Genomic DNA, 20581 nt, shown 5'->3' on the forward strand with positions numbered 1-20581 from the left:
TGAGAGATTTTTCAGGTTCTAATGAGAGGAACGTCACCCTCGAGCAGCTTCCTTGAATAGAGTAGGGGAAGACGGAAGGTCCGTTATCCAATCAAGTGCACATAAGGAGCATACATATGCTTTTGCATCCTTTACGTGAATAAAAGGTGGTACCGCGAACCTCTTCGTCCTTTGTCGATGAAGGGTTTTTTTATTGATACTAAACGGAATCTTAAATTATTACTTTTTACATAAGGAGGCTTTCACATGACAAATCAAGAAACATCAATGCCGACGAAATACGATCCACAAGCAACCGAAACAAAATGGTATCCATTCTGGACAAATGGAGATTTTTTCAAAGCAACGGGGAATGAGGATAAGGAGCCGTATACGATTGTCATCCCGCCGCCGAATGTCACGGGTCGACTGCACCTTGGACATGCATGGGATACGACGCTTCAAGACATTATCTCGCGTGCAAAGCGCATGCAAGGCTATGACACCTTGTGGCTGCCGGGTATGGACCATGCTGGGATTGCGACACAGGCGAAAGTAGAAGGAAAGCTGCGAGAGGAAGGGACAAGCCGGTACGATTTGGGAAGAGAGAAATTCTTGGAAAAATCGTATGAATGGAAAGAAGAGTATGCGGATTTCATCCGCCAACAGTGGGCAAAGCTCGGTTTGTCTCTCGACTATTCCCGTGAGCGTTTCACAATGGACGAGGGCTTGTCTAAAGCTGTCCGTGAAGTGTTTGTAAAGCTGTATGAAAAAGACCTCATTTATCGCGGTGAGTATATTATTAATTGGGATCCCGATACGCAGACTGCCTTGTCTGATATTGAAGTGGAATATAAAGACGTTCAAGGTCATTTTTATCATATGAGATATCCATTAAAAGACGGCAGTGGCCATATTGAAATTGCAACAACACGTCCGGAAACGATGCTGGGAGATACAGCGGTAGCCGTCCATCCAGAAGACGAACGATATAAGCATTTGATTGGCAAGAAGGTTGTGCTGCCGATCGTTGGCCGGGAAATCGAAATTATTGCGGATGACTATGTAGATATGGAATTTGGTTCCGGTGCTGTTAAGATTACACCTGCTCACGATCCAAATGACTTTGAAATGGGAAATCGCCACGATCTCGAGCGCGTTCTCATTATGGATGAGAGCGGGAAAATGAATGAAAATGCTGGCAAGTATCAAGGGATGGACCGTTTTGAATGCCGGAAGCAGCTGGTGAAGGACATGCAAGAAGAAGGTGTTCTCTTCGAGATTGAGGAGCACATGCATTCCGTTGGTCACTCTGAGCGCAGCGGCGCTGTCGTAGAGCCTTATTTATCAACGCAGTGGTTTGTGAAAATGAAGCCACTTGCGGAACAAGCGATAGAACTTCAAAAACAAGAGGGGAAAGTGAATTTTGTTCCCGATCGTTTTGAAAAAACATACTTACACTGGCTGGAAAACATTCGCGATTGGTGTATTTCCCGTCAGCTTTGGTGGGGACACCGGATTCCAGCCTGGTACCATAAGGAAACCGGTGAAATCCATGTAGGTCATGAAGCGCCGGCAGATATTGAAAATTGGGAGCAGGACGAAGATGTTCTCGATACTTGGTTTAGTTCGGCTTTATGGCCGTTTTCAACCATGGGCTGGCCGGATACCGCATCAGAAGATTTTAAGCGCTACTACCCGACAGACGTCCTCGTTACCGGCTATGATATCATCTTTTTCTGGGTATCCCGGATGATTTTCCAAGGACTTGAATTTACGGGCGAACGACCATTTAAAGATGTGTTAATTCACGGTCTCGTTCGAGCAGCCGACGGCAGAAAAATGAGTAAGTCCCTCGGGAACGGAGTAGACCCAATGGATGTCATTGAGAAATATGGTGCTGATGCTCTCCGTTTCTTCCTTGCGACCGGAACGACGCCGGGAAATGACCTACGCTTCCATTGGGAGAAAGTAGAAGCCAACTGGAATTTCGCCAATAAAATTTGGAATGCTTCTCGTTTTGCATTGATGAATATGGAAGGTCTCACTTATGAAGAAATTGACCTTAGCGGGGATAAAACGATTGCTGACCGCTGGATATTGACGCGACTTCAAGAGACCATCCAGGATGTTACTCGTTTAATGGACCGCTATGAGTTTGGAGAAGTAGGCCGTCTCTTATATAATTTCATTTGGGACGATGTGTGTGACTGGTATATTGAAATGGCAAAGCTTCCGTTGTACGGGGAAGACGAGCAGGCGAAACAGACAACTCGGTCTGTACTTGCATATGTTCTCGATCAAACAATGCGTCTCTTGCATCCGATTATGCCGTTTATTACAGAAGAAATTTGGCAGCATCTCCCACACAAAGGGGAGTCTATCACGGTAGCTCCGTGGCCGGAAGTAAAAAAAGAAATGATTGATTCAGCAGCAGTGGAAGATATGGAACTATTGAAAAATGTAATTCGCACCGTGCGCAATACCCGTGCAGAAATGAATGTAGCGCCAAGCAAGCCGATTGATTTGCAAATAAAAGCGGCCAATCAGCAAGTATTACAGCAATTAGAACGTGGACGTGATTATATCGAGCGGTTCTGTAATCCGGAACAACTTCACGTAGACACAGATATCGAAGCGCCGGAGAAATCAGTATCCCAAGTAGTGACTGGGGCGGAGTTGTATATGCCGCTCGCGGGCCTTATTGATATTGACGAAGAAATCGCTCGACTGGAAAAAGAAAAAGAAAAGCTCGATAAAGAAGTGACAAGAGTACAGAAAAAGCTCTCCAATGAAGGCTTCTTAAAGAAAGCACCGGAACAAGTAGTCGAAGAAGAAAAGCAAAAAGAAAAGGATTACGTGGAGAAACGAGAGAAAGTAACGGCACGTATTGAAGAACTGAAAAGTTAAGGAACAAGCGCCGAAGTAGGAGGGGACGGGGAAACGTCTCTCTCCATACAGAGGCGTTTTTACTTGTAAGTTGGGAAAGGTTTTGAGATCCAGCCTCAGCACCGAGCTGCTGGGAGGCTGCAGGATGATGGATCTTTTTAAAGCACACATTCTTCGGGTAAGGACTTTAGAAAAAGGAGAGAAGCATCGTGAAGACATATGAAGAAGCAAAAGAATGGCTCCAGCAGTTAACGGCATTTGGCATTCGTCCTGGTTTGGACAGGGTTCATATGCTCATGGAAGGCATTGGGAATCCGGAACGCCGATTGAAAAGTATCCATGTAGGGGGAACGAATGGGAAAGGCTCAACGGTTGCCTTTCTACGAGAGCCGATGAAAGAGGCAGATTTAGTGTGTGGTACGTTCACATCGCCTTATGTGAAGGAGTTTCGGGAGCGCATTTCCGTCAATGGAAACCCGATTTCAGAGGCAGACTTTTTAGAAAGTGCCCAAGCTGTCAGGCCTGTAGCAGACAGTATCGCGAGAACTCCTTTTGGACCTCCTACTGAATTTGAAGTGTTAACTGCCATTGCTGCTCATCACTTTGCTTACAAAGCGTTTCCGGATATTGTGATTTGGGAAGTCGGGCTTGGCGGACGGCTGGATTCTACGAATGTGATTCACCCTATGATCAGTGTCATCACGAATGTCGGGCATGACCACCAGCATATTTTAGGAGACACGATTGAAGACATCGCCAAAGAAAAAGCTGGAATTATTAAATCGGGTGTGCCATTAGTAACTTGTGAGACGAATTCAAAGGTGCTTGATATTTTTGAAAAAGCAACTGCTGGCGGCAGGACGAAAATGTACCGGATTGGTCATGAATTCACTGTGCCATCCGCCACACCATCAGAGAAGGGATGGGTGTTTTCTTATCAATCTCTTCTGCTCGACTTGGAGGACCTTGAGATCGGAATGCTGGGGCGTCACCAAACTGAAAATGCAGCAGCTGCATTGATGGCCATTCGGTATTTAATGATGTATTATGCGATGCCGGTGGAAGAGAAACATATCCGGGAAGGATTCAAAAAAGCGAGCTGGCCGGGAAGGTTGGAAAAGCGAGATACGCAGCCTATGTTACTGCTGGACGGCGCTCATAACAGAGAAGGAATGGAAAGCCTCGCCACGGCGCTTCGAGACCATTTTCCAAACAAGACCATCCATTTAATAACGGCTATGACGAAAGAAAAAGATCCGAGTGACCTTCTGTCTGTGTTTAGAGACATTGATGTGGGTACATGTACAGCAGTAACTTTTCACTTTGATCGGGCGGCAGAAGCAGAAGCAGTCGCCGAGAAAAGCCCGATCCCACAAACAGCAGCTCTTCCTGATTGGGAAAGTGCCTGGAAAAAAGTACAATCGGAAGCAGCACACGATGATATTGTAGTGGCAGCCGGCTCTCTTTATTTTATTTCCGAGATTATTCAGCACCTTGACGGCTAAAATGGAGCGGGATAATGTCCCGCTCCATTACTCATTTCCATTTACTTCAAAAGGGAATTCATGAACGCCAGAAAAATAGTTATCAATGTTTTTAAAGGTGAGGCTGGGGTTTCCGAATGTATGAAAGCCGTCTCTCGCAATCACAACTCCTTCAAATCCATTTCCGTCAAAAGTCACTTCTCCATTTGGGGCCAAAAGGACACCAGTTAATTTACTGCCACCAAAGTTTTCAATATGGATGTCTTCTTTACTGACAATGACTACGTTTTCCCGATCAGGATGCCAAGTCTCCACAGTAATGGAATTTCCGAAGATTTTATCGCCATCCTCCAGCCTTACCGTTTCATGAGGCTCAATCGTAGAATACTCGTTTTCCTCATACCAGCTGTCTTCCCGAAGAGGGGGCTGGCTTGTTTCCGGGTGCTCCGGTAGTAACTCCTCACGAAAAGGAGCAAGCGATCCTTCCACATTACCTGGCTGTCTATAAGTGATGTTTCCTCCGATTTGAATATCATCTGCCACAATGGTTGCAGCCCAATTTTTAAAAACGACATCTCCACTGATGATGACTTGATTTGCTGTAATTTGAGCGCTGCTCCCAAATTCTACATTTCCATCGATGGCGACCGTTTCGGCAGAAATCTCAGCTCCTCCGTTGTTGAGTTCAACGTCTCCTCTTATACTTACCGTATCTGTTGTATTACGATTACCCATTTTCGTACTACTTGAAAAGATAACGCGCTGTCCTTCTTTGTTAATAAAAATATTTTCTACATTGATTCTATTATTTCCGTTGAAAGACAAGTCTGTTTCATTAAGGTTATGTATGACAATAGTTCCTACTGTATTCTCATTAACGACAGAAGATCCGCTGATTCCTAAATGGGAACCGTATACAAACACATTGTTGCTTTTCAAATAAGTGAAAAAGTCCTCTTCGGGAGGCTGCTCGGGAGGCGGCATGTCAACCTTTGTTTCACCCATTCTATCCCTGGATTCGATAGTAGTGTTTAACTCATATTCTTGTTCAAAGTCCGCTAACGTAAAGGAGACGTGTAAATCTTTCTCAGGGTCAATATGTGTATTAAGGTCACACTGGATCTCTGAGTCTTGTGTTAATGTAATCGTCTCGAATGTAAGCTCATCGTTTCCTAAATAATCTTCAAAACAAGTGAAGTACTTTCCTTCTTGATGGTGATTGCGCAACTGGGTCATAATAACATTAGCTTCTTGTCTTAATTGGATATGGTGTTGAGCGCGATTATTTGTTTCGACCGTAGAAATAAGAACGCCTGCTGTTATACTAATGAGAAAAGCGGATATAGTTAGGGTGAGTAAAAGTTCGATCATGGTGATTCCTGACTGGTTATGTTGAAGCTTACGTTTACTCACGAGTAACCACCTGGCTTTCTATAGAGATGAGGTCACGATGATGAAAAGAATGGAATACTTACATAGTAATAAAGGCATAACTTTGGTTGAATTACTAGTGTCTATAACACTACTTAGTATCGTTATCGTCACTTTTTTAGGATTCTTCTCACAATCTATCACTTTTTCTGCGCACACAGAGGATAAACTAACATCTTTAAACATTGCTGAAGACGTGTTAATAGAAGCAAAAGAAGACATAAGTCCAGCTATTGAAGAACCTAGGAGGATGAATAATAAGACATATTACCCAATTGTTGATATTCTATCACAAAGTTCTGAAGAAAGATCGCTAAATATAGCTAGAATACATGTAAAGGTTTATGCTGAAGAGGTATCCAATCAAACCCTTTATGCTGAACTCTATGGATATATAGATTGTGAGGACTCGGCATGTGGAGACGACTAAAGTCAACAAATGGTTACGCAATGATCGTAGTGCTATTAACTATTACAGTCGTAGGTATAATGGTACCTATTTTATTTATGAATGTTTTTAATGCGGATCGTCAATTCGAAAAAACAGAGGAAGACCTTCAAATACTTAAATTAAGAGAAATGGGTAACAAATACATGGCAGAGGCTGCAGACCAATCAAGTGATGAGGCAGCAGACATTATACAAGAGCGCCTTCATGATCCAGAGTATGACGGAAATCCCGCGAATGACTTCAAACAAGTTTTCGAAGCCAGGTTAAAAAGTCATAAGCTGAATCCTGAATATACGATTTACGCTCGAAATGAGAAACAAGACGGACAGCAAGTCAAAGTCGGGTGGGAGGACATTCGATGGGGAGAAACTGAAGATGAACTGGTCATCACCTACTACGTGATCCCTTCTCTAACCGACAACATAACAATGGAAGAACGACAAACATCAACCTATCACATTAACCTTCCGGAATGGTTTTTAACATATGAGACCAGGGGATAGGGAATAGAAGGAGGAGAAACGATGAGCATCATTTGGATGATAGCAGGAGCGGCAATCGTCTATTTCTTGATGAGCCGACTTCCATGGAAGATTAACAACAAGATGCGATTACAATTTATGATTAGTGCTTTTCTCATAGTGCTCCTCGGATTTCTTTTAATGAATTTGTATTCCTGGTTACCTGGCTTGTTAACCATGGCCGGACTGTTAGTCTTTTTTTCTATTATTTTTGGAAAACAGTTGGAGTACGAAGAAACGAATGATGAATATGAAGAGGAAGGAAGACCGGCTGACTCCCGACCAGAGCCACAAGACTCGAAAAGTATTGATATTCATAGGCCAATAGAAAAAGAGAAATTCACGGAAAGCGAGAAAGAGATACCAAGTACTGTAGAGTCTGATCCTATGCCGGACCTCCAAAAACAACTAACAGAGGAACCGGTGCCCGAGCGTAATGAGGAGGAAGATTTCTTTTTTGACATGGAAAGACGGGCACTGATTGATGAGGAAGAAGAGACCGTGAGTGAAGAAGAGGAAGGGCTTTCTCTTCGTGTCAACACGCAAGAGTCACAGAAAGATAACGAGAACGAAGAAACCTTGGCCGACGAGACGAGAACACGTTTGCTTCGTGAATTAGAAGAGGAGTATGAGAGAGAGGAAGGGAGCTGGAGACGCTGATGAAAAGAAACCGATATATGGAACAATCCTTGCTGATATTAGCGGCTGCTGTGTTATTCATTTTTCTCTTCTCCTATGGAGGGACCACAGCTTACCAAACTGTTGCCAACCCTGAAGAACGCCTGCCGGAAGAGACACTGGTTAACGGGGTAGATGTTGGCGGCATGAAGGTATCCGACGCAGAAGAGGTGCTTCGTGAACGAATAGAAGAATGGAAAGTGAGAAGCGGCATAGCCTTTATTATGTTTGATGAGCGAGTGATGTTTGACAGCCAAGCAATCGACTTCATGGTTTCCGACACAGTGAATAACGCCCGATCTGGGGAAGACGTTTCGATGGTGGCTCGTATCCCGAAAGGAGCTGTCCAATCTTCTTTGCAACAATTTACTTATGAAAACATGCACGAAAAAGTGGACATCGATAAATTGATCACAACGTTAGTAGAGCACATCGATTTTAATCGCACAGACATACAGCAAGTGGATATTGGAAGCTTTTTTACTAAGCCTCATCAACTCACCTCCACCGTGATAAACGAAGTAACAGTGAAAAGTGAAACGCTACCTTCTTACGCAATAGAATGGGCGGAACAATTAGATGGATATGAAATTCAGGCGCAAAGCGAATTTTCATTGATACAGGCGTTAGAAGAGCAGGGTGCTGTCCTGTTTGATGATCCTGCCTTAGATATGCTTGCTTCTGCTGTATTTCAACTTTTAAGAGAAACCAATTTTGTTCTTGGTGAACGTCATATCCATCATCAGCTTCCTTCTCATGCAGATCTAGGGGATGATGCAGATGTTCAACCACCGGATAAAGATCTACGATTTTATAACCCTAACATTTACCCTTATGACATACATGTACAAGCAACAGGAGGCCAATACCGCGTTTCTCTCTCTGGTTATCCGTTCTTGTTTGACTACTATGTTGTCAACAAAAAGGAAGAAACGATCTCACCTCGTACGGTCGTGCGCTTTGACTCAGATCGCCTGCCAGGGGACAGACAGCTTATCTCAAATGGCAGGGAAGGTCATTATACAGAACTTGTACGCGAAACAAAAAATGAAGGTACTTTGATCGAGAAAGAGCTTTTATCCCAGGATTATTATGCGCCAAAACATAAAGTAGAAGAATGGAGTTTACAAGAGAGAAATCAAATAGATGATGAAATACCAGAAGATCGTTGGGAGGAAGAGGAGGACGAACGAGACGGAGAACCAGAAGGAAATGGCCATAGACACAATAGAGAAGATACTCCTTCTTCTGAATCTGAGGAAGAAGGCCAAGGCTCTCGAGGACAAGGAAACGGTCCTTCGGCAGACGGGGATAACCAAGGCCGTGAACAGTCAGACGGGTCTTCTCCTTCTATGGAGGAAGAAACACAAGATAAATCGTCTGGGAAAAATGACGGAAATGCATTTAATGATCTCAATGATTGGTTGGATCGAGAAAACGGACCGATTAAAGGATATGAGTAAAAGGGAGGGATGCTGGTGGCTGAAGCCCGTAAACGTTTAGGAGATTTGCTTGTTGAGGCAGGCGTTGTAACGAAAGATCAGCTTGAAGAAGCACTTCGAGAAAAAGAAAGAGATCAAAAATTAGGTGATGTATTAGTGGAGAAAGATTATATCACCGAACAGCAATTACTCGAAGTATTAGAGTATCAATTGGGAGTGCCGCGTGTCAGTTTGCATAACTATCCTGTTGACGAAAAAGCCGTTGAGCTTTTACCAAAAGAAGCTGCTATTCGCTATCATGTCATGCCCCTTAGGCTGGAAGACAGCCGTTTGCATACGGCGATGGCAGACCCGATGGATTACTTAGCCTTAGATGAAATACGGATGACAACCGGTTTTCAAGTAGAACCATATATCGCTTCCAGGGAAGATATTGATACTGCCATTCATCGTCATTATTATGAGCATGAATCCGGAGAGGAAAGAGAAATAGTAAAAGAAGAAGCAGAAGATATTGCCGTAGAGGGAGAAGCGGCACCGGTTATTCGAATCGTTAATGAACTGCTTGCTTACGGTCTTCAACAGCGTGCAAGTGACATTCATCTCGATCCGCAGGAAACGAAATTGCTCGTAAGATACCGGGTAGACGGCGTACTATCAACAGAAAGAACATTCTCGAAAAGCATGCAAAGCTCCCTCATTGCCCGCGTGAAAATCATGGCTGACTTAAATATTACAGAAACCCGGCTGCCGCAAGATGGGCGAATTAAAGTTACCGTTCAACACCGTCCGGTTGACTTACGAATATCAACACTGCCAACTGTATTTGGTGAGAAAGTAGTCATTCGTATTCTTGATGCGAAAAGTGCTCTTCAAGATATCTCTGAAATCGGAATGAATCCATTAAATTATGAAAGGTTTCTACGTTTGATTGAACGCCCATCTGGGATGATTTTGTTAACCGGTCCGACAGGTTCAGGAAAATCCTCGACTTTGTATGCAGCATTGGGCCACTTAAATAAAGAAGATGTCAACATTATTACAGTAGAAGATCCGGTAGAATACCAGCTAGATGGGATCAACCAAGTGCAAGTAAACAATGAAGTAGGGCTTACCTTCGCCAAAGGACTGCGTTCCATTCTTCGCCAAGACCCCAACATTATCATGGTAGGAGAAGTGCGAGATAAAGAAACAGCAGAAATTGCTATTCGTGCTTCTTTAACCGGACACCTTGTATTTAGCACGATTCATACAAACAGTGCGATCGCGACCATTCCTCGATTAATAGATATGGGGATTGATCCGTATATGGTTGTTTCTTCCATCTCCGGGATAGCAGCCCAGCGTCTTGTCAGAAAGATATGTCCGGATTGTCGAGAGTCATACGAGCCAAGTGATATGGAAATAGAGCTGTTTGAAAAACGTGGTCTGACCCCTGGGTCTTTATATAAAGGAGCAGGATGTAATGCCTGCAATAACACAGGGTATCGGGGAAGGATGGCGATTCATGAACTGTTAGAAATGGATGAAGACATCCAAAACATGCTTATGAATCAAGCAAGCATGGCCGCGATACGAAAACACGCATTAAAATCAGGAATGATTTTTCTTATTGACGATGGATTGTTAAAAGCCAAAAAGGGACTTACTACCATCGAAGAAGTGATACGTGTCACGATTGACGAATAGAAAGGGGTCTTCATCATGAGTTATCACCTCGATGCATTATTAACAGAGGCATTCCGCCGTGGAGCTTCGGATATTCATTTAACAGTAGGGATACGTCCTGTCTTTCGGTTGCATGGAGAGTTAGAGCAACAGGGGAACCAAACGTTAGCTCCGAAAGACACGGAAGCGATGGCGAAAGCAATGATGACAGAAGCTCTGTGGAAGCGTTTAGAGAAAAAAGGCGAACTTGATTTTTCTTATGGTATTCGGGGGGTATCACGATTTCGTGTCAATGCCTACTTTCAACGTTCATGTGTGAGCCTTGCTGTACGTGTCGTTCCAACCCATATTCCAACTCTAGAAGAGCTGAAGATGCCTTCTCACTTGTATGAACTGGCTGAAAAACCCCAAGGATTACTGCTGGTCACGGGTCCAACCGGAAGCGGTAAATCGACCACGCTAGCGGCATTGATCGACTACATCAACCGCCATAAAAAGCGACATATTATCACGCTAGAGGATCCGATAGAATACTTACATACTCACCAGCAGTCTATTGTGGATCAACGAGAAGTAGGGTTCGATACTCAAAACTTTGCCAATGGGCTGCGAGCTTGCCTGCGTCAAGATCCGGATATTATTCTCGTTGGGGAGATGAGGGACCTGGAAACCATTTCGACTGCTATTACAGCAGCAGAGACTGGTCATCTCGTTCTCGGTACACTTCACACGACAGACGCTCCGTCAACGATTGACCGAATAATTGACGTTTTTCCGCCGGAGCAACAAGATCAAATACGTATTCAAGTGGCATCAGTGCTAGCCGCTGTCGTCAGTCAACGTTTGTTCCCGACAACGACAGGGACAGGGAGACGAGCAGCAACTGAAATTCTCGTCAATAATAATGCTGTTCGTAATTTAATTCGCAATGAAAAAACACACCAAATTCAGAGCATGATGCAGACAGGGAAATCGGAGGGGATGCATACGTTGGAAATGTCCATTCGTTCCTTGCTGGCAGAAGGGGTTATCGCAAAAGAGCTAGTCACTCCATTTCTTAGTGACATGGGTGGAGGAAGCTAAATGGCGTATTATCAATACAAAGGATTAAATCCTAAAGGCAGGCTCGTCTCTGGCAAAACGAAAGGAAGCTCCGAGCTTGAAGCGAAAGAACGTCTGCAAGGGAAAGGAATAGCAGTCAAAGAAATACGACCTTTGGAAGGCTGGCTGTATCGTGACGTATCGATTGGAAAGTCAGTTCGAACGCAGGATCTTGTCCTGTTCTTAAGACAGCTTTCCACGTTGCTAAATGCGGGGGTCACTCTTGTTGAATCGGTAAGCACGCTTGCTGACCAAACGGGTAAGAAAAAGCTTCGGGCTATCTTACAGGACCTCGTATCAGAATTGAGGGCGGGAAACGCTTTTTCATCTGCTTTAGAGAAGCATCCCAACGTATTTTCATCTCTTTTCATTAATATGGTGAAAGCAGGAGAAGCGGGAGGCAGTTTAGATACGATCCTGGAAAGATTGGCGACCTATTATGAAAAGCAGTATGCAACACGAAGGAAAATTATATCAGCCCTAAGCTACCCGGCCGTCATTGGTGCGGTAGCGATCATTGTTGTCATCTTTCTGTTAACATTTATTGTTCCTACATTTGCGGACATGTTTGCTTCGTTTGACTCTGAACTCCCTGCGATCACTGTGTTCGTTCTCGAAGCAGGAGAACTGGCAAAAGTGTGGTGGTGGCTTCCAATTGTCATCGCAGCGGGAGGGTATGTCGGCTTGCGATGGATACGACAGGAATATCATGAGGTTCGGTATTATACAGATTATCTATTATTACAAACTCCCGTTATCGGGAAACTGTTGCAAAAAGCTGCCATTGCACGAATGGCCCGTACGCTGGGGTCTTTGTTTTCCAACTCTGTACCTATTATCCAGTCGGTTTCCATCGTAGAGAAGATTGTCGGCAATGAAGTGCTCGCTCGGACGCTTCGTCAATCACGCAGCTCCCTGGAACAAGGACATTCAATTACCGTACCGATGAAAGAAGATAAACTGGTCCCGCCCATGGTGACGCAGATGATAGAAGTCGGGGAGAAGACAGGTGCGCTCGATACGATGTTAAACAAAACAGCGGATTATTACGAAGCAGAAGTCGATGCAAGCGCCGACCAAATTCGTTCTTTGATCGAGCCCCTCATGATTTTATTTCTAGCGGTGGCTGTCGGGACTATTGTTGCGTCCATTGCAGTACCAATGTTTGAAGTTTTTGAAAACGTCCAATAAAAATACACAATTAAATGATAAAAGACCTTGGAATAAAGTCCCTCTCATATTATAATATAAGCATAAAAGATGGTAACACATGTAAAGATTGGAAGTGAGGAACGATTACCTGTATGTGGGCACTTAGGTAATCGGGAGCTGCTAGTGCAACCGGCCATTCATCTGGGACCTACAGACAAAAGTCGGTTTTTCGACAGAATCACTCTGGAGAAGACCAATAATCTATGAAAATACCGGAGGGGGACACTCAGAATGAAAAAATTACTGAGCTTTGTCAAAAATCAACGCGGTCTAACACTTGTCGAGTTGCTAGCAGTGGTCGTCATTTTAGGAATTATCGCCGCCATTGCCGTACCAAGCATTGGGGGAATTATAAATAACAGTAAAAAGGATGCACATATTGCTAACGCAGAACAAATGGTTAATGCAGTCCGAATGGCACAAGTGTCTGATTTAAAAGACTCCACAAAAACAGATTATACATTAGATGAGTTAATTACTGAAGGTTATATTGAAAATATCAGTAGCCCAGGGAATGACAATGAATATGGGTTAAATAACTCTATTGTAACTGTTGATAGAACAACTCCCAGTAATCTAAAATACACAATAACCCTAATTGCTCAAGGGGGACACCGCTATATTGATGGAGAAACAATTGAGGCATTAAGGGGCAATGAAGATGGATCTGGTGGGAATCGTGAAAGGGATCTTGTAGATCTTGGTGGATAACATAGATAGGCCTGTTGCTAAATGCAGCAGGCTATTTTTTCATGTTAAATAACTCTTTTTATGAATGAGAATGCAAGTGTAACATATATAGGCAGTTTGTCCTGTATATGATAGAATAAAAGCAACAAAATTTGACAATATCCGGAGAAGAAAGGAATAGGAATGGAGATCATTGGGGCGGTTTACTTTTTTATCATCGGGTTAGTATTTGGATCATTTTTCAATGTCGTAGGAATGAGGGTGCCGCAACAAGAATCGATTGTAGCTCCGCGTTCTCATTGTACTGCTTGCGGAAGGACATTGAGCGCGCTTGATTTGGTGCCGGTCTTTTCTTACCTATTTTTAAAAGGAAAATGCCGAACATGTGGAGCGGCTGTGTCTCCGCTGTATCCTGTCATTGAATTAATCACGGGTCTTTTATATGCATTAGCCTGGGTGTCGTTTGGCTGGAGTTGGGAATTCCCGGTCGCAATCCTACTCATCTCTCTTCTTGTGATCATTACCGTTAGTGACATTACGGCAATGCTTATACCCGATGTGATTCTGCTGTTCTTCGTAATTCCTTTCCTTCTATTACGGTTTACCGTGGTTCCTCTTGATCCGTGGTGGGATGTATTGGCAGGAGCGGCGCTCGGATTCTTTTTGCTTCTTCTCATTGCGATTGTGAGCAAAGGCGGAATGGGAGGCGGCGATATTAAATTGTTCGCCGTGCTCGGTGTCGTGTTCGGCTGGAAGGAAGTCTTGCTTGTTTTCTTTCTTTCTGTGTTTCTAGGCGCGATGATAGGTGTAGCGGGTATGCTTTTAGGGAAAGTGAAAAGAGGGGTACCGATGGCATTCGGTCCCTTCATTGCTGCGGCTGCCATCCTGACTCTATTCTTTGGCAGTGATATTATCGATTGGTACACAGGTTTTTATTAAACGGGCAAATGAGCATGTAGTTCAGTAAACATGTCAAAGGGAGAGTTTGTGAGACAGATGCTGCGGAGAAAAAGAGAAAAAAGAAATACAATTATCATAAGAGACCATGTCATTCGTTTTCTTCGTTCTTCCCGTCCCAATCGAGAAGGTATCGATATTTTCGACGAACGCTACGTCCCGAGCGGGGTGCTCCGCGATGGACAGATCGAGGATCGGGACACACTGGGTCAAATACTCATTGAATGTGTGGAGCGTTGGGGACTGCGGAGACAGCCTATTCAGTTATGTGTTCCAGATGCCTACGTATTTATTCGTAAACTATCTCTTCCGGAAGAGATGACACCGCGTGAGATTCAGGGTCATTTGTTTATGGAATTAGGGGAAAGTATCCCCATTCCTTTTTCAGATCCTGTCTTTGATTATACGTATATGGAAGAAGAGCATGCTGTTATAGTGTTTGCTGCTCCTCGTGAATATGCGGAGACGTATGCCGCCATGCTGGAAGAAGCTGGAGGACGCCCAAACAGCGCAGATATCTCCGCGTTATGTACATACCGCGCACTTGCGGAAAACAGACAGGTGGAAAGTGAAGAACATACGATGCTTTTACAAGTGAACGTAACTGGAATGGTAGCGAGTATTTTTCATGAAGACCAACCGTTGTTTTTCAGATATAGTCCAATGGAACAACAAGAAGAGCTTTGGAAAATCCAACAGAACTCTCTCGTGTGGATGGGGGAGGAAGAAGCTTTGATCCAACTTGCTCAACAAACCGCAGAAGAGACAGAAGGAATGACTCGCTATTACAAATTTACCATGCAGCATGGCCAAGAGAAGGTGGATCGCATTGTATTGAGTGGCGATCATCCTTACATCCATGTGTGGAAAGATTCCTTAGAACGTCGCCTTGGTATCCCTGTGACAATCATTGACGTATCCGATGATCTGCCGTTACGTTTTTATGAAAATATCGGCCTCGCGCTGAAGAAGAATATAAAATAGAAAAACGGGAGGAGACGCGTATTCTGCCGGATATAAATCTTTTGCCTGAGAAAGAAAAACGAAACGGTACGTGGCTGATGACGGCGTTTGCACTCCTTCTCCTTTTTCTTCTTGGCTTTCTTATTATAACGATGTTAGAAGCTCGTGAACAGGAGCGGGTAACGATGCTTCGTGAAGAGCAAAATGCCATTCTCCAATTGTTGAATGAATCTGATGAGGGTGCTGAAGAAGGATTGGAGGCATATGAAGCGGCGGCTGCCACTCTAGAGAAAAGCGCGCAGCCGGTGTCGGATCTTCTACACCTTGTGACCAACCATATGCCGGAAGGGTCGGCCATCGCCGGATTTGACTATGCATCCCCCTCACAATTGGAAGTAACTGTGCGTTTATTTGAAATGAGAGAAGCAGCTTCCTTACAAGACTACTTATTGCAGGAACCTCTCTTTGAGCAAGTGACAATGACAACCCTCAACTATCAGGAAATCCTAAGTGAAGAAGAATTACATACGGAGATGGAGCCTGTGTATCGGTATGAAGCCGTGTACGAGTTAAGAATAGATGAAGAGTATGACGGCATGGAGGATCGTGATGCGGATTGAAATTGAAAGACGACATTGGATAGTCTTTGGCGTTGGGATCATTCTCTTACTGGCTATTTTTCTATTCATGTATATAACAGAAGTCCGTCCGGTAACACAAGAGCAAGAGAGATTGCAAACTAGCATTGAGAGTTTGGAGGAACAACTAGCGGCTAGGGAAAGAGAGGAAAGCGTGTCTGCCGGAGATCGAATATCAGATCGCTATTCCTTATTTCAGCGGCTCCCATCCGAGCCTAGACAGGATGAATTTTTACTTCAGGTGGACCGTGCGGAGGAAATGTCAGGAAGTCAAGTGCTGTCTGCTGTTCATTTAGCCGATGGACCGGAAACAGGAGTCCAGACTGCAGAAGAAACAGAGCCGGATGTAACGGTAGAGGGTGAAGAAACTGCAGAAGAAAATCCGGAAACTACGATGACTGCTGTTCCCGAAGAAGTAGAAAGTATGACATACCAATTTATCGTGGAATCTCCCTCCTATGAAAACGCGGAGCGCTTTATGGAAGTGATCGATGACACGACTCGTCTTCTGCACATTCACAGCCTCCAATTTAGCGGTCAGGAAGAGTGGATTTGGAGGGAGGAGGAGCCGCAGCCTCTTACGTTTAATGTGGTGATCAGTGCGTATTTTTATAGCGGGGATGTTGAGGAATGACAATCTTTTTACGAACGAGACGACAAGAGTCTCGTTCTTTTTTATGGGGGGTGTGCTACGGTATGGCTAATCAATCCGAATAGGAAAGGAGAGCCTGCTGTGAAAAAAGACAAGCCCGACTTATCTATTAAAATTAATGGAAGAGAAACATCTGTCGTTCCGCGTTCTTCTGACCAAGAAAAAGAAAGGACAGGAGATGAAACACAGATAGAAGAAACTAAAATCGAAAATTGGCAGGACAAGCGATTAGCGGAGCGTGAACATGCAGCATCTCATTGGGGAGCTTACCCGCAACCAAAAAAAGGCTCGTCTTTGTTAGAAAAGATACAAAAAAAACAGCGCCGACCTCGTTTATTGTACTATTTCTCCTTGGCTGGCGGGGCCGTATTCCTCGGTCTCTTCTTCGGAATTTTATTGCTTCATTTGTTTACGGGCGATGACACATCTACAAGGGCGGCGATCCAATTGGATGATACAGACACACCGATCATCACGCAATATAACGATTCTTTTGTTATGCATGTTATACAGGCAGGGGCTTTCAAAGAGAAAGAGACAGGGATCAAGATGAAAAACAATCTTCAAGCAAAAGGCTATCCGGCCGTCCTCACCCATGACGGCGATTTTTATTATTTATTTTCTGGTCTCTCTTTTCATGAAAAAGGGATAGCGGAATTGAAAGACTATTATGCGAAAGAAGGACTGGATGTATACGAAAAGACAAGAAGCATTCCAGAACCGAACCGGGCAGACGATAAAGAAGAAGAACGACAGATGTTATTAAAAGGAAAGCAATTAATCATGGATATCGAGAGTACCTTAGGCGGCTCGAGTGATACGGAGCTTCCATGGAAACAATCACTGAATGAATTTTTGGAAGCGACAGAGGGCTGGACTGACCGAGGAGACTCGTTTGCAGATTTACGCACCTCTCTTGAACGATGGAAAGATACGAAAACAGAAGAGGCAGCATCAGCATCTATGCAGGAACGTCTCATGGAAACGGTCCTTTATTATGAAGAAGCAGTGTATCTTCACAATGAAGGAAAGAAGAAAACAGAAGCATAGAAATATAAAAATACTAACCTTTCCTGTGAGGAGACTGTCGCCTTGTAGGGATACCAGGGTTCTGGTAAACTGAAGGCACACCTTGTACAATAGAGTAAAATGTATTGGAAAGGTGGTCTCCTCTTCATGCCTTCACTTCTCTTAGCTTCTCAATCCCCTAGACGAAAAGCACTTCTTACCGAAACAGGTTTCTCCTTTACGGCAACAGCGAGCGGCGCATCTGAAGTATTGAAAGACTCTGTCTCTCCATCTCAAGCTGTAGAAGAATTGGCGTATCGAAAAGCACAGGCTGTGTTTGATGCTCACCCGGATCATGTGGTGTTGGGTGCGGATACTGTGGTCGCTCTGCAAGGTCATATTTTGGGAAAGCCTGAAACAAAGGAAGAAGCGCGCCGCATGTTACGAGATTTATCTTCCCGTTCCCACCAAGTATTCACGGGAGTTGCAATCCTATCGCGAGCGCGAAAAGTAGTTTTCCATGAGGAGACAGAAGTCCGCTTTCAAACGTTAGACGAAAAGTTATTAGAAGCTTACATTTCATCTTCTGAACCGTATGATAAAGCGGGAGGCTACGGAATACAAGCAAAAGGGCGCTTGTTTGTTCAGTCGATCCATGGGGATTATTTTAATGTAGTCGGGCTTCCGATATGTCGTACCGTCCGTGCGCTCCAATCCTTTCATATTTATCCATCTATCTAACAAGCATGATATCATTCAAGCTTCCAACAGAGGAGGACGCTCATTGTCTGATTTGCCAATCATGATTAAAGATATGCCTGTCAGCGAACGCCCGCGTGAAAAAATGGCAAAAGAAGGCCCGGAACGCTTATCGAATCAGGAGCTTCTTGCTATTTTGCTGCGAACCGGCACACGGTCTGAGTCCGTATTACAACTTGCTCAGCGGGTTTTGTACCATTTTGATGGTATTCGCTTGCTTCAAAGCGCCACACTTGAGGAGTTAAAGGGTATAAAGGGAATAGGACAGGCGAAAGCGATAGAACTTCAAGCTGCCTTGGAGCTGTGCAAGCGAATTTACACGTTTCAGGAAGAAAGCCGGTATGTTGTACGCTCTCCAGAAGATGTGGCAGATTATGTGATGGATGACATGCGGTTCCTTACACAGGAACATTTCGTAGTATTGTGCCTAAATACGAAAAATGAAATCATCCACCGGCATACACTTTTTATCGGCAGCCTAAACTCAAGCATCGTGCATCCGCGTGAGTTGTTTAAAGAAGCTCTTCGTCGTTCGGCGGCGTCCGTCATTTGTCTCCATAACCATCCTTCCGGAGATCCGACCCCTAGTCAGGAAGATATAGACGTAACCAAACGTTTAACAGAATGTGGGAAAATCCTCGGGGTTGACGTGTTAGATCATGTCATTATCGGTGACCGGAAGTTCCTAAGCTTAAAGGAAAAAGGCTATATGTAACCCACTCTTTATTCTTCGTAAAGTCTCCTTCTTTTTCCCCTTGCCTGATTCCTGTATTTCCATTACAATACTATGGTTACGCCTATAGTGAACAAAAGATTCCAGATACATCGGAAATGTGAAAGAAATGGGAAACTCTATGTTTTTTCATGAGTTTTAAGTATAATATTATTTAGCTTGAATGATAGATACGATGGAAAAGAAAGCGAACGAATGGATGATATAAATGGGTTCCTGGGCTTGAATGAGATCAGAGACAGGATAGAGAGTTTGTGACGCATGAAGGGAGATATACATACATGTTCGGTGGTTTATCGAAAGATTTAGGTATTGATTTAGGAACAGCAAACACATTAGTGTATGCGAAAGGGAAAGGAGTCGTCATCAGAGAACCTTCCGTTGTTGCAATGAGAAAAGATACAGGAACTATTGAAGCGGTTGGTAATGATGCGAAAAACATGATTGGCAGAACTCCCGGTAACATTGTAGCTATGCGTCCAATGAAAGACGGGGTCATTGCTGATTTTGATACGACTGCTACGATGGTTAAATATTTTATCGAACAAGCATTGAAAGATCGCTCTGTTTTCAGCCGAAAACCAAACGTGATGGTTTGTGTACCTTCTGGAATAACTGCGGTAGAAAAGCGAGCTGTGGAGGATGCCATCAAGCAAGCTGGTGCAAAAGAGGCTTATACAATAGAAGAGCCTTTTGCCGCAGCCATTGGGGCAGACCTGCCCGTTTGGGAACCCACTGGCAGTATGGTCGTAGACATCGGCGGCGGTACCACAGAAGTGGCTATTATTTCGCTTGGCGGTATTGTGACAAGCCAATCGATTCGGGTTGCAGGTGATGAAATGGATGAATCCATCATTCAATATATTAAGAAGACCTACAGCCTCATGATTGGGGAGCGGACAGCTGAAGCGTTGAAAATGGAGATCGGCTCGGCCGGAACTCCTTCTGACAAGGATATGGAAATTCGCGGACGCGATATGGTCTCCGGATTGCCGAAGACGATTGCGGTGACGGCAAAAGAAATTGCAGGTGCTTTGTCTGAGACCGTCCATACAATTGTGGAAACAGTGAAAAGTACACTTGAAAAGACCCCTCCGGAGCTAGCTGCCGATATAATGGATCGAGGCATCGTACTCACCGGTGGAGGCGCTATGCTGCACAATATCGATAAAGTGTTGAGTGATGAGACGAATATGCCGGTATTGATTGCCGAGAATCCACTGGATTGTGTAGCGATTGGTACGGGAAGAGCATTAGAGAATTTGCATCTGTTCCGGTCTAAGGCGGGTATTACGTCTCGATCAAACCGGAACATACAGTAGAGA

19 protein-coding genes, 1 riboswitch and 1 other annotated feature (1 of these 21 only partly in view) are annotated in these 20581 nt (G+C 44.1%); of the genes, 18 read left to right on the plus strand and 1 reads right to left on the minus strand.

Annotation, left to right across the window (positions count from 1 at the left end; genetic code table 11):
- Positions 1–175 (plus strand) — a binding site (T-box leader) (it extends 63 nt beyond the left edge of the window).
- A 71-nt stretch (positions 176–246) separates the two neighbouring features.
- Both BM095_RS08375 and BM095_RS08380 read left to right on the plus strand, forming a co-directional pair.
- The gene (locus tag BM095_RS08375) at positions 247–2889 is read left to right on the plus strand and encodes a valine--tRNA ligase (protein WP_091660205.1); all 2643 of its coding nucleotides are present in this window, start codon (positions 247–249) and stop codon (positions 2887–2889) included.
- 188 nt (positions 2890–3077) lie between these two features.
- On the plus strand, positions 3078–4373 hold the full coding sequence (locus BM095_RS08380) for a bifunctional folylpolyglutamate synthase/dihydrofolate synthase (RefSeq protein ID WP_091660209.1): 1296 nt from the start codon (positions 3078–3080) through the stop codon (positions 4371–4373).
- A gap of 27 nt (positions 4374–4400) precedes the next feature.
- Here BM095_RS08380 and BM095_RS08385 read toward each other — a convergent pair whose 3' ends face one another.
- Positions 4401–5765, minus strand: coding sequence for a prepilin-type N-terminal cleavage/methylation domain-containing protein (locus BM095_RS08385; protein ID WP_091660212.1), 1365 nt, complete (start codon positions 5763–5765; stop codon positions 4401–4403).
- 40 nt (positions 5766–5805) lie between these two features.
- Here BM095_RS08385 and BM095_RS08390 point away from each other — a divergent pair, with 40 nt between their 5' ends.
- The 16 genes from BM095_RS08390 to BM095_RS08465 all read left to right on the plus strand — a co-directional run bounded on the left by BM095_RS08390 (position 5806) and on the right by BM095_RS08465 (position 20578).
- Positions 5806–6213: a type IV pilus modification PilV family protein gene (locus BM095_RS08390; RefSeq protein WP_218151622.1), complete on the plus strand. Its 408-nt coding sequence runs from the start codon at positions 5806–5808 to the stop codon at positions 6211–6213.
- Positions 6198–6737 carry a hypothetical protein gene (locus tag BM095_RS08395; RefSeq protein ID WP_143083205.1) on the plus strand — a complete coding sequence of 180 codons (540 nt, stop codon included), beginning with the start codon at positions 6198–6200 and terminating at the stop codon, positions 6735–6737. The genes BM095_RS08390 and BM095_RS08395 overlap by 16 nt, the downstream gene beginning before the upstream one ends.
- Positions 6738–6758: 21 nt before the next feature.
- Positions 6759–7415 carry a hypothetical protein gene (locus tag BM095_RS08400; protein WP_091660221.1) on the plus strand — a complete coding sequence of 219 codons (657 nt, stop codon included), beginning with the start codon at positions 6759–6761 and terminating at the stop codon, positions 7413–7415.
- A complete protein-coding gene (locus BM095_RS08405) occupies positions 7415–8896 on the plus strand; it encodes a G5 domain-containing protein (RefSeq protein WP_091660224.1) in 1482 nt (493 codons plus the stop codon). The genes BM095_RS08400 and BM095_RS08405 overlap by 1 nt, the downstream gene beginning before the upstream one ends.
- Before the next feature lie 9 nt (positions 8897–8905).
- On the plus strand, positions 8906–10564 hold the full coding sequence (locus tag BM095_RS08410; protein ID WP_091660227.1) for a GspE/PulE family protein: 1659 nt from the start codon (positions 8906–8908) through the stop codon (positions 10562–10564).
- Positions 10565–10579: 15 nt separating this feature from the next.
- A complete protein-coding gene (locus BM095_RS08415; protein ID WP_091660230.1) occupies positions 10580–11626 on the plus strand; it encodes a type IV pilus twitching motility protein PilT in 1047 nt (348 codons plus the stop codon).
- Entirely contained in the window at positions 11627–12835 is a 1209-nt protein-coding gene (locus tag BM095_RS08420) for a type II secretion system F family protein (protein WP_091660233.1), read from the plus strand. It abuts the gene before it with no gap.
- Between the two features lie 81 nt (positions 12836–12916).
- Positions 12917–13000, plus strand: a riboswitch (cyclic di-GMP riboswitch).
- A gap of 87 nt (positions 13001–13087) precedes the next feature.
- On the plus strand, positions 13088–13567 hold the full coding sequence (locus BM095_RS08425) for a competence type IV pilus major pilin ComGC (RefSeq protein ID WP_091660238.1): 480 nt from the start codon (positions 13088–13090) through the stop codon (positions 13565–13567).
- A gap of 162 nt (positions 13568–13729) precedes the next feature.
- Positions 13730–14485: a prepilin peptidase gene (locus tag BM095_RS08430; protein WP_091660240.1), complete on the plus strand. Its 756-nt coding sequence runs from the start codon at positions 13730–13732 to the stop codon at positions 14483–14485.
- A 57-nt stretch (positions 14486–14542) separates the two neighbouring features.
- Complete coding sequence (gene pilM, locus BM095_RS08435) at positions 14543–15487, plus strand: type IV pilus biogenesis protein PilM (RefSeq protein WP_218151623.1); 945 nt, start codon at positions 14543–14545, stop codon at positions 15485–15487.
- A 41-nt stretch (positions 15488–15528) separates the two neighbouring features.
- Complete coding sequence (locus BM095_RS08440; RefSeq protein WP_091660244.1) at positions 15529–16086, plus strand: hypothetical protein; 558 nt, start codon at positions 15529–15531, stop codon at positions 16084–16086.
- Positions 16076–16738: a hypothetical protein gene (locus BM095_RS08445; RefSeq protein WP_091660246.1), complete on the plus strand. Its 663-nt coding sequence runs from the start codon at positions 16076–16078 to the stop codon at positions 16736–16738. Before BM095_RS08440 ends, BM095_RS08445 begins: the two co-directional genes overlap by 11 nt.
- Positions 16739–16837: 99 nt before the next feature.
- Positions 16838–17806 (plus strand): hypothetical protein, encoded by a 969-nt coding sequence (locus BM095_RS08450; RefSeq protein WP_091660249.1) that lies wholly within the window; start codon positions 16838–16840, stop codon positions 17804–17806.
- A gap of 126 nt (positions 17807–17932) precedes the next feature.
- On the plus strand, positions 17933–18505 hold the full coding sequence (locus BM095_RS08455) for a Maf family protein (RefSeq protein ID WP_091660251.1): 573 nt from the start codon (positions 17933–17935) through the stop codon (positions 18503–18505).
- 61 nt (positions 18506–18566) lie between these two features.
- Positions 18567–19238, plus strand: coding sequence for a RadC family protein (gene radC, locus BM095_RS08460; protein WP_143083211.1), 672 nt, complete (start codon positions 18567–18569; stop codon positions 19236–19238).
- Between the two features lie 299 nt (positions 19239–19537).
- On the plus strand, positions 19538–20578 hold the full coding sequence (locus tag BM095_RS08465) for a rod shape-determining protein (protein ID WP_091660254.1): 1041 nt from the start codon (positions 19538–19540) through the stop codon (positions 20576–20578).
- Positions 20579–20581: the final 3 nt, after the last annotated feature.

The sequence above is a fragment of the Alteribacillus iranensis genome (assembly GCF_900113025.1).
In the GTDB taxonomy this organism is placed as follows: Bacteria; Bacillota; Bacilli; order Bacillales; family Marinococcaceae; genus Alteribacillus_A; species Alteribacillus_A iranensis.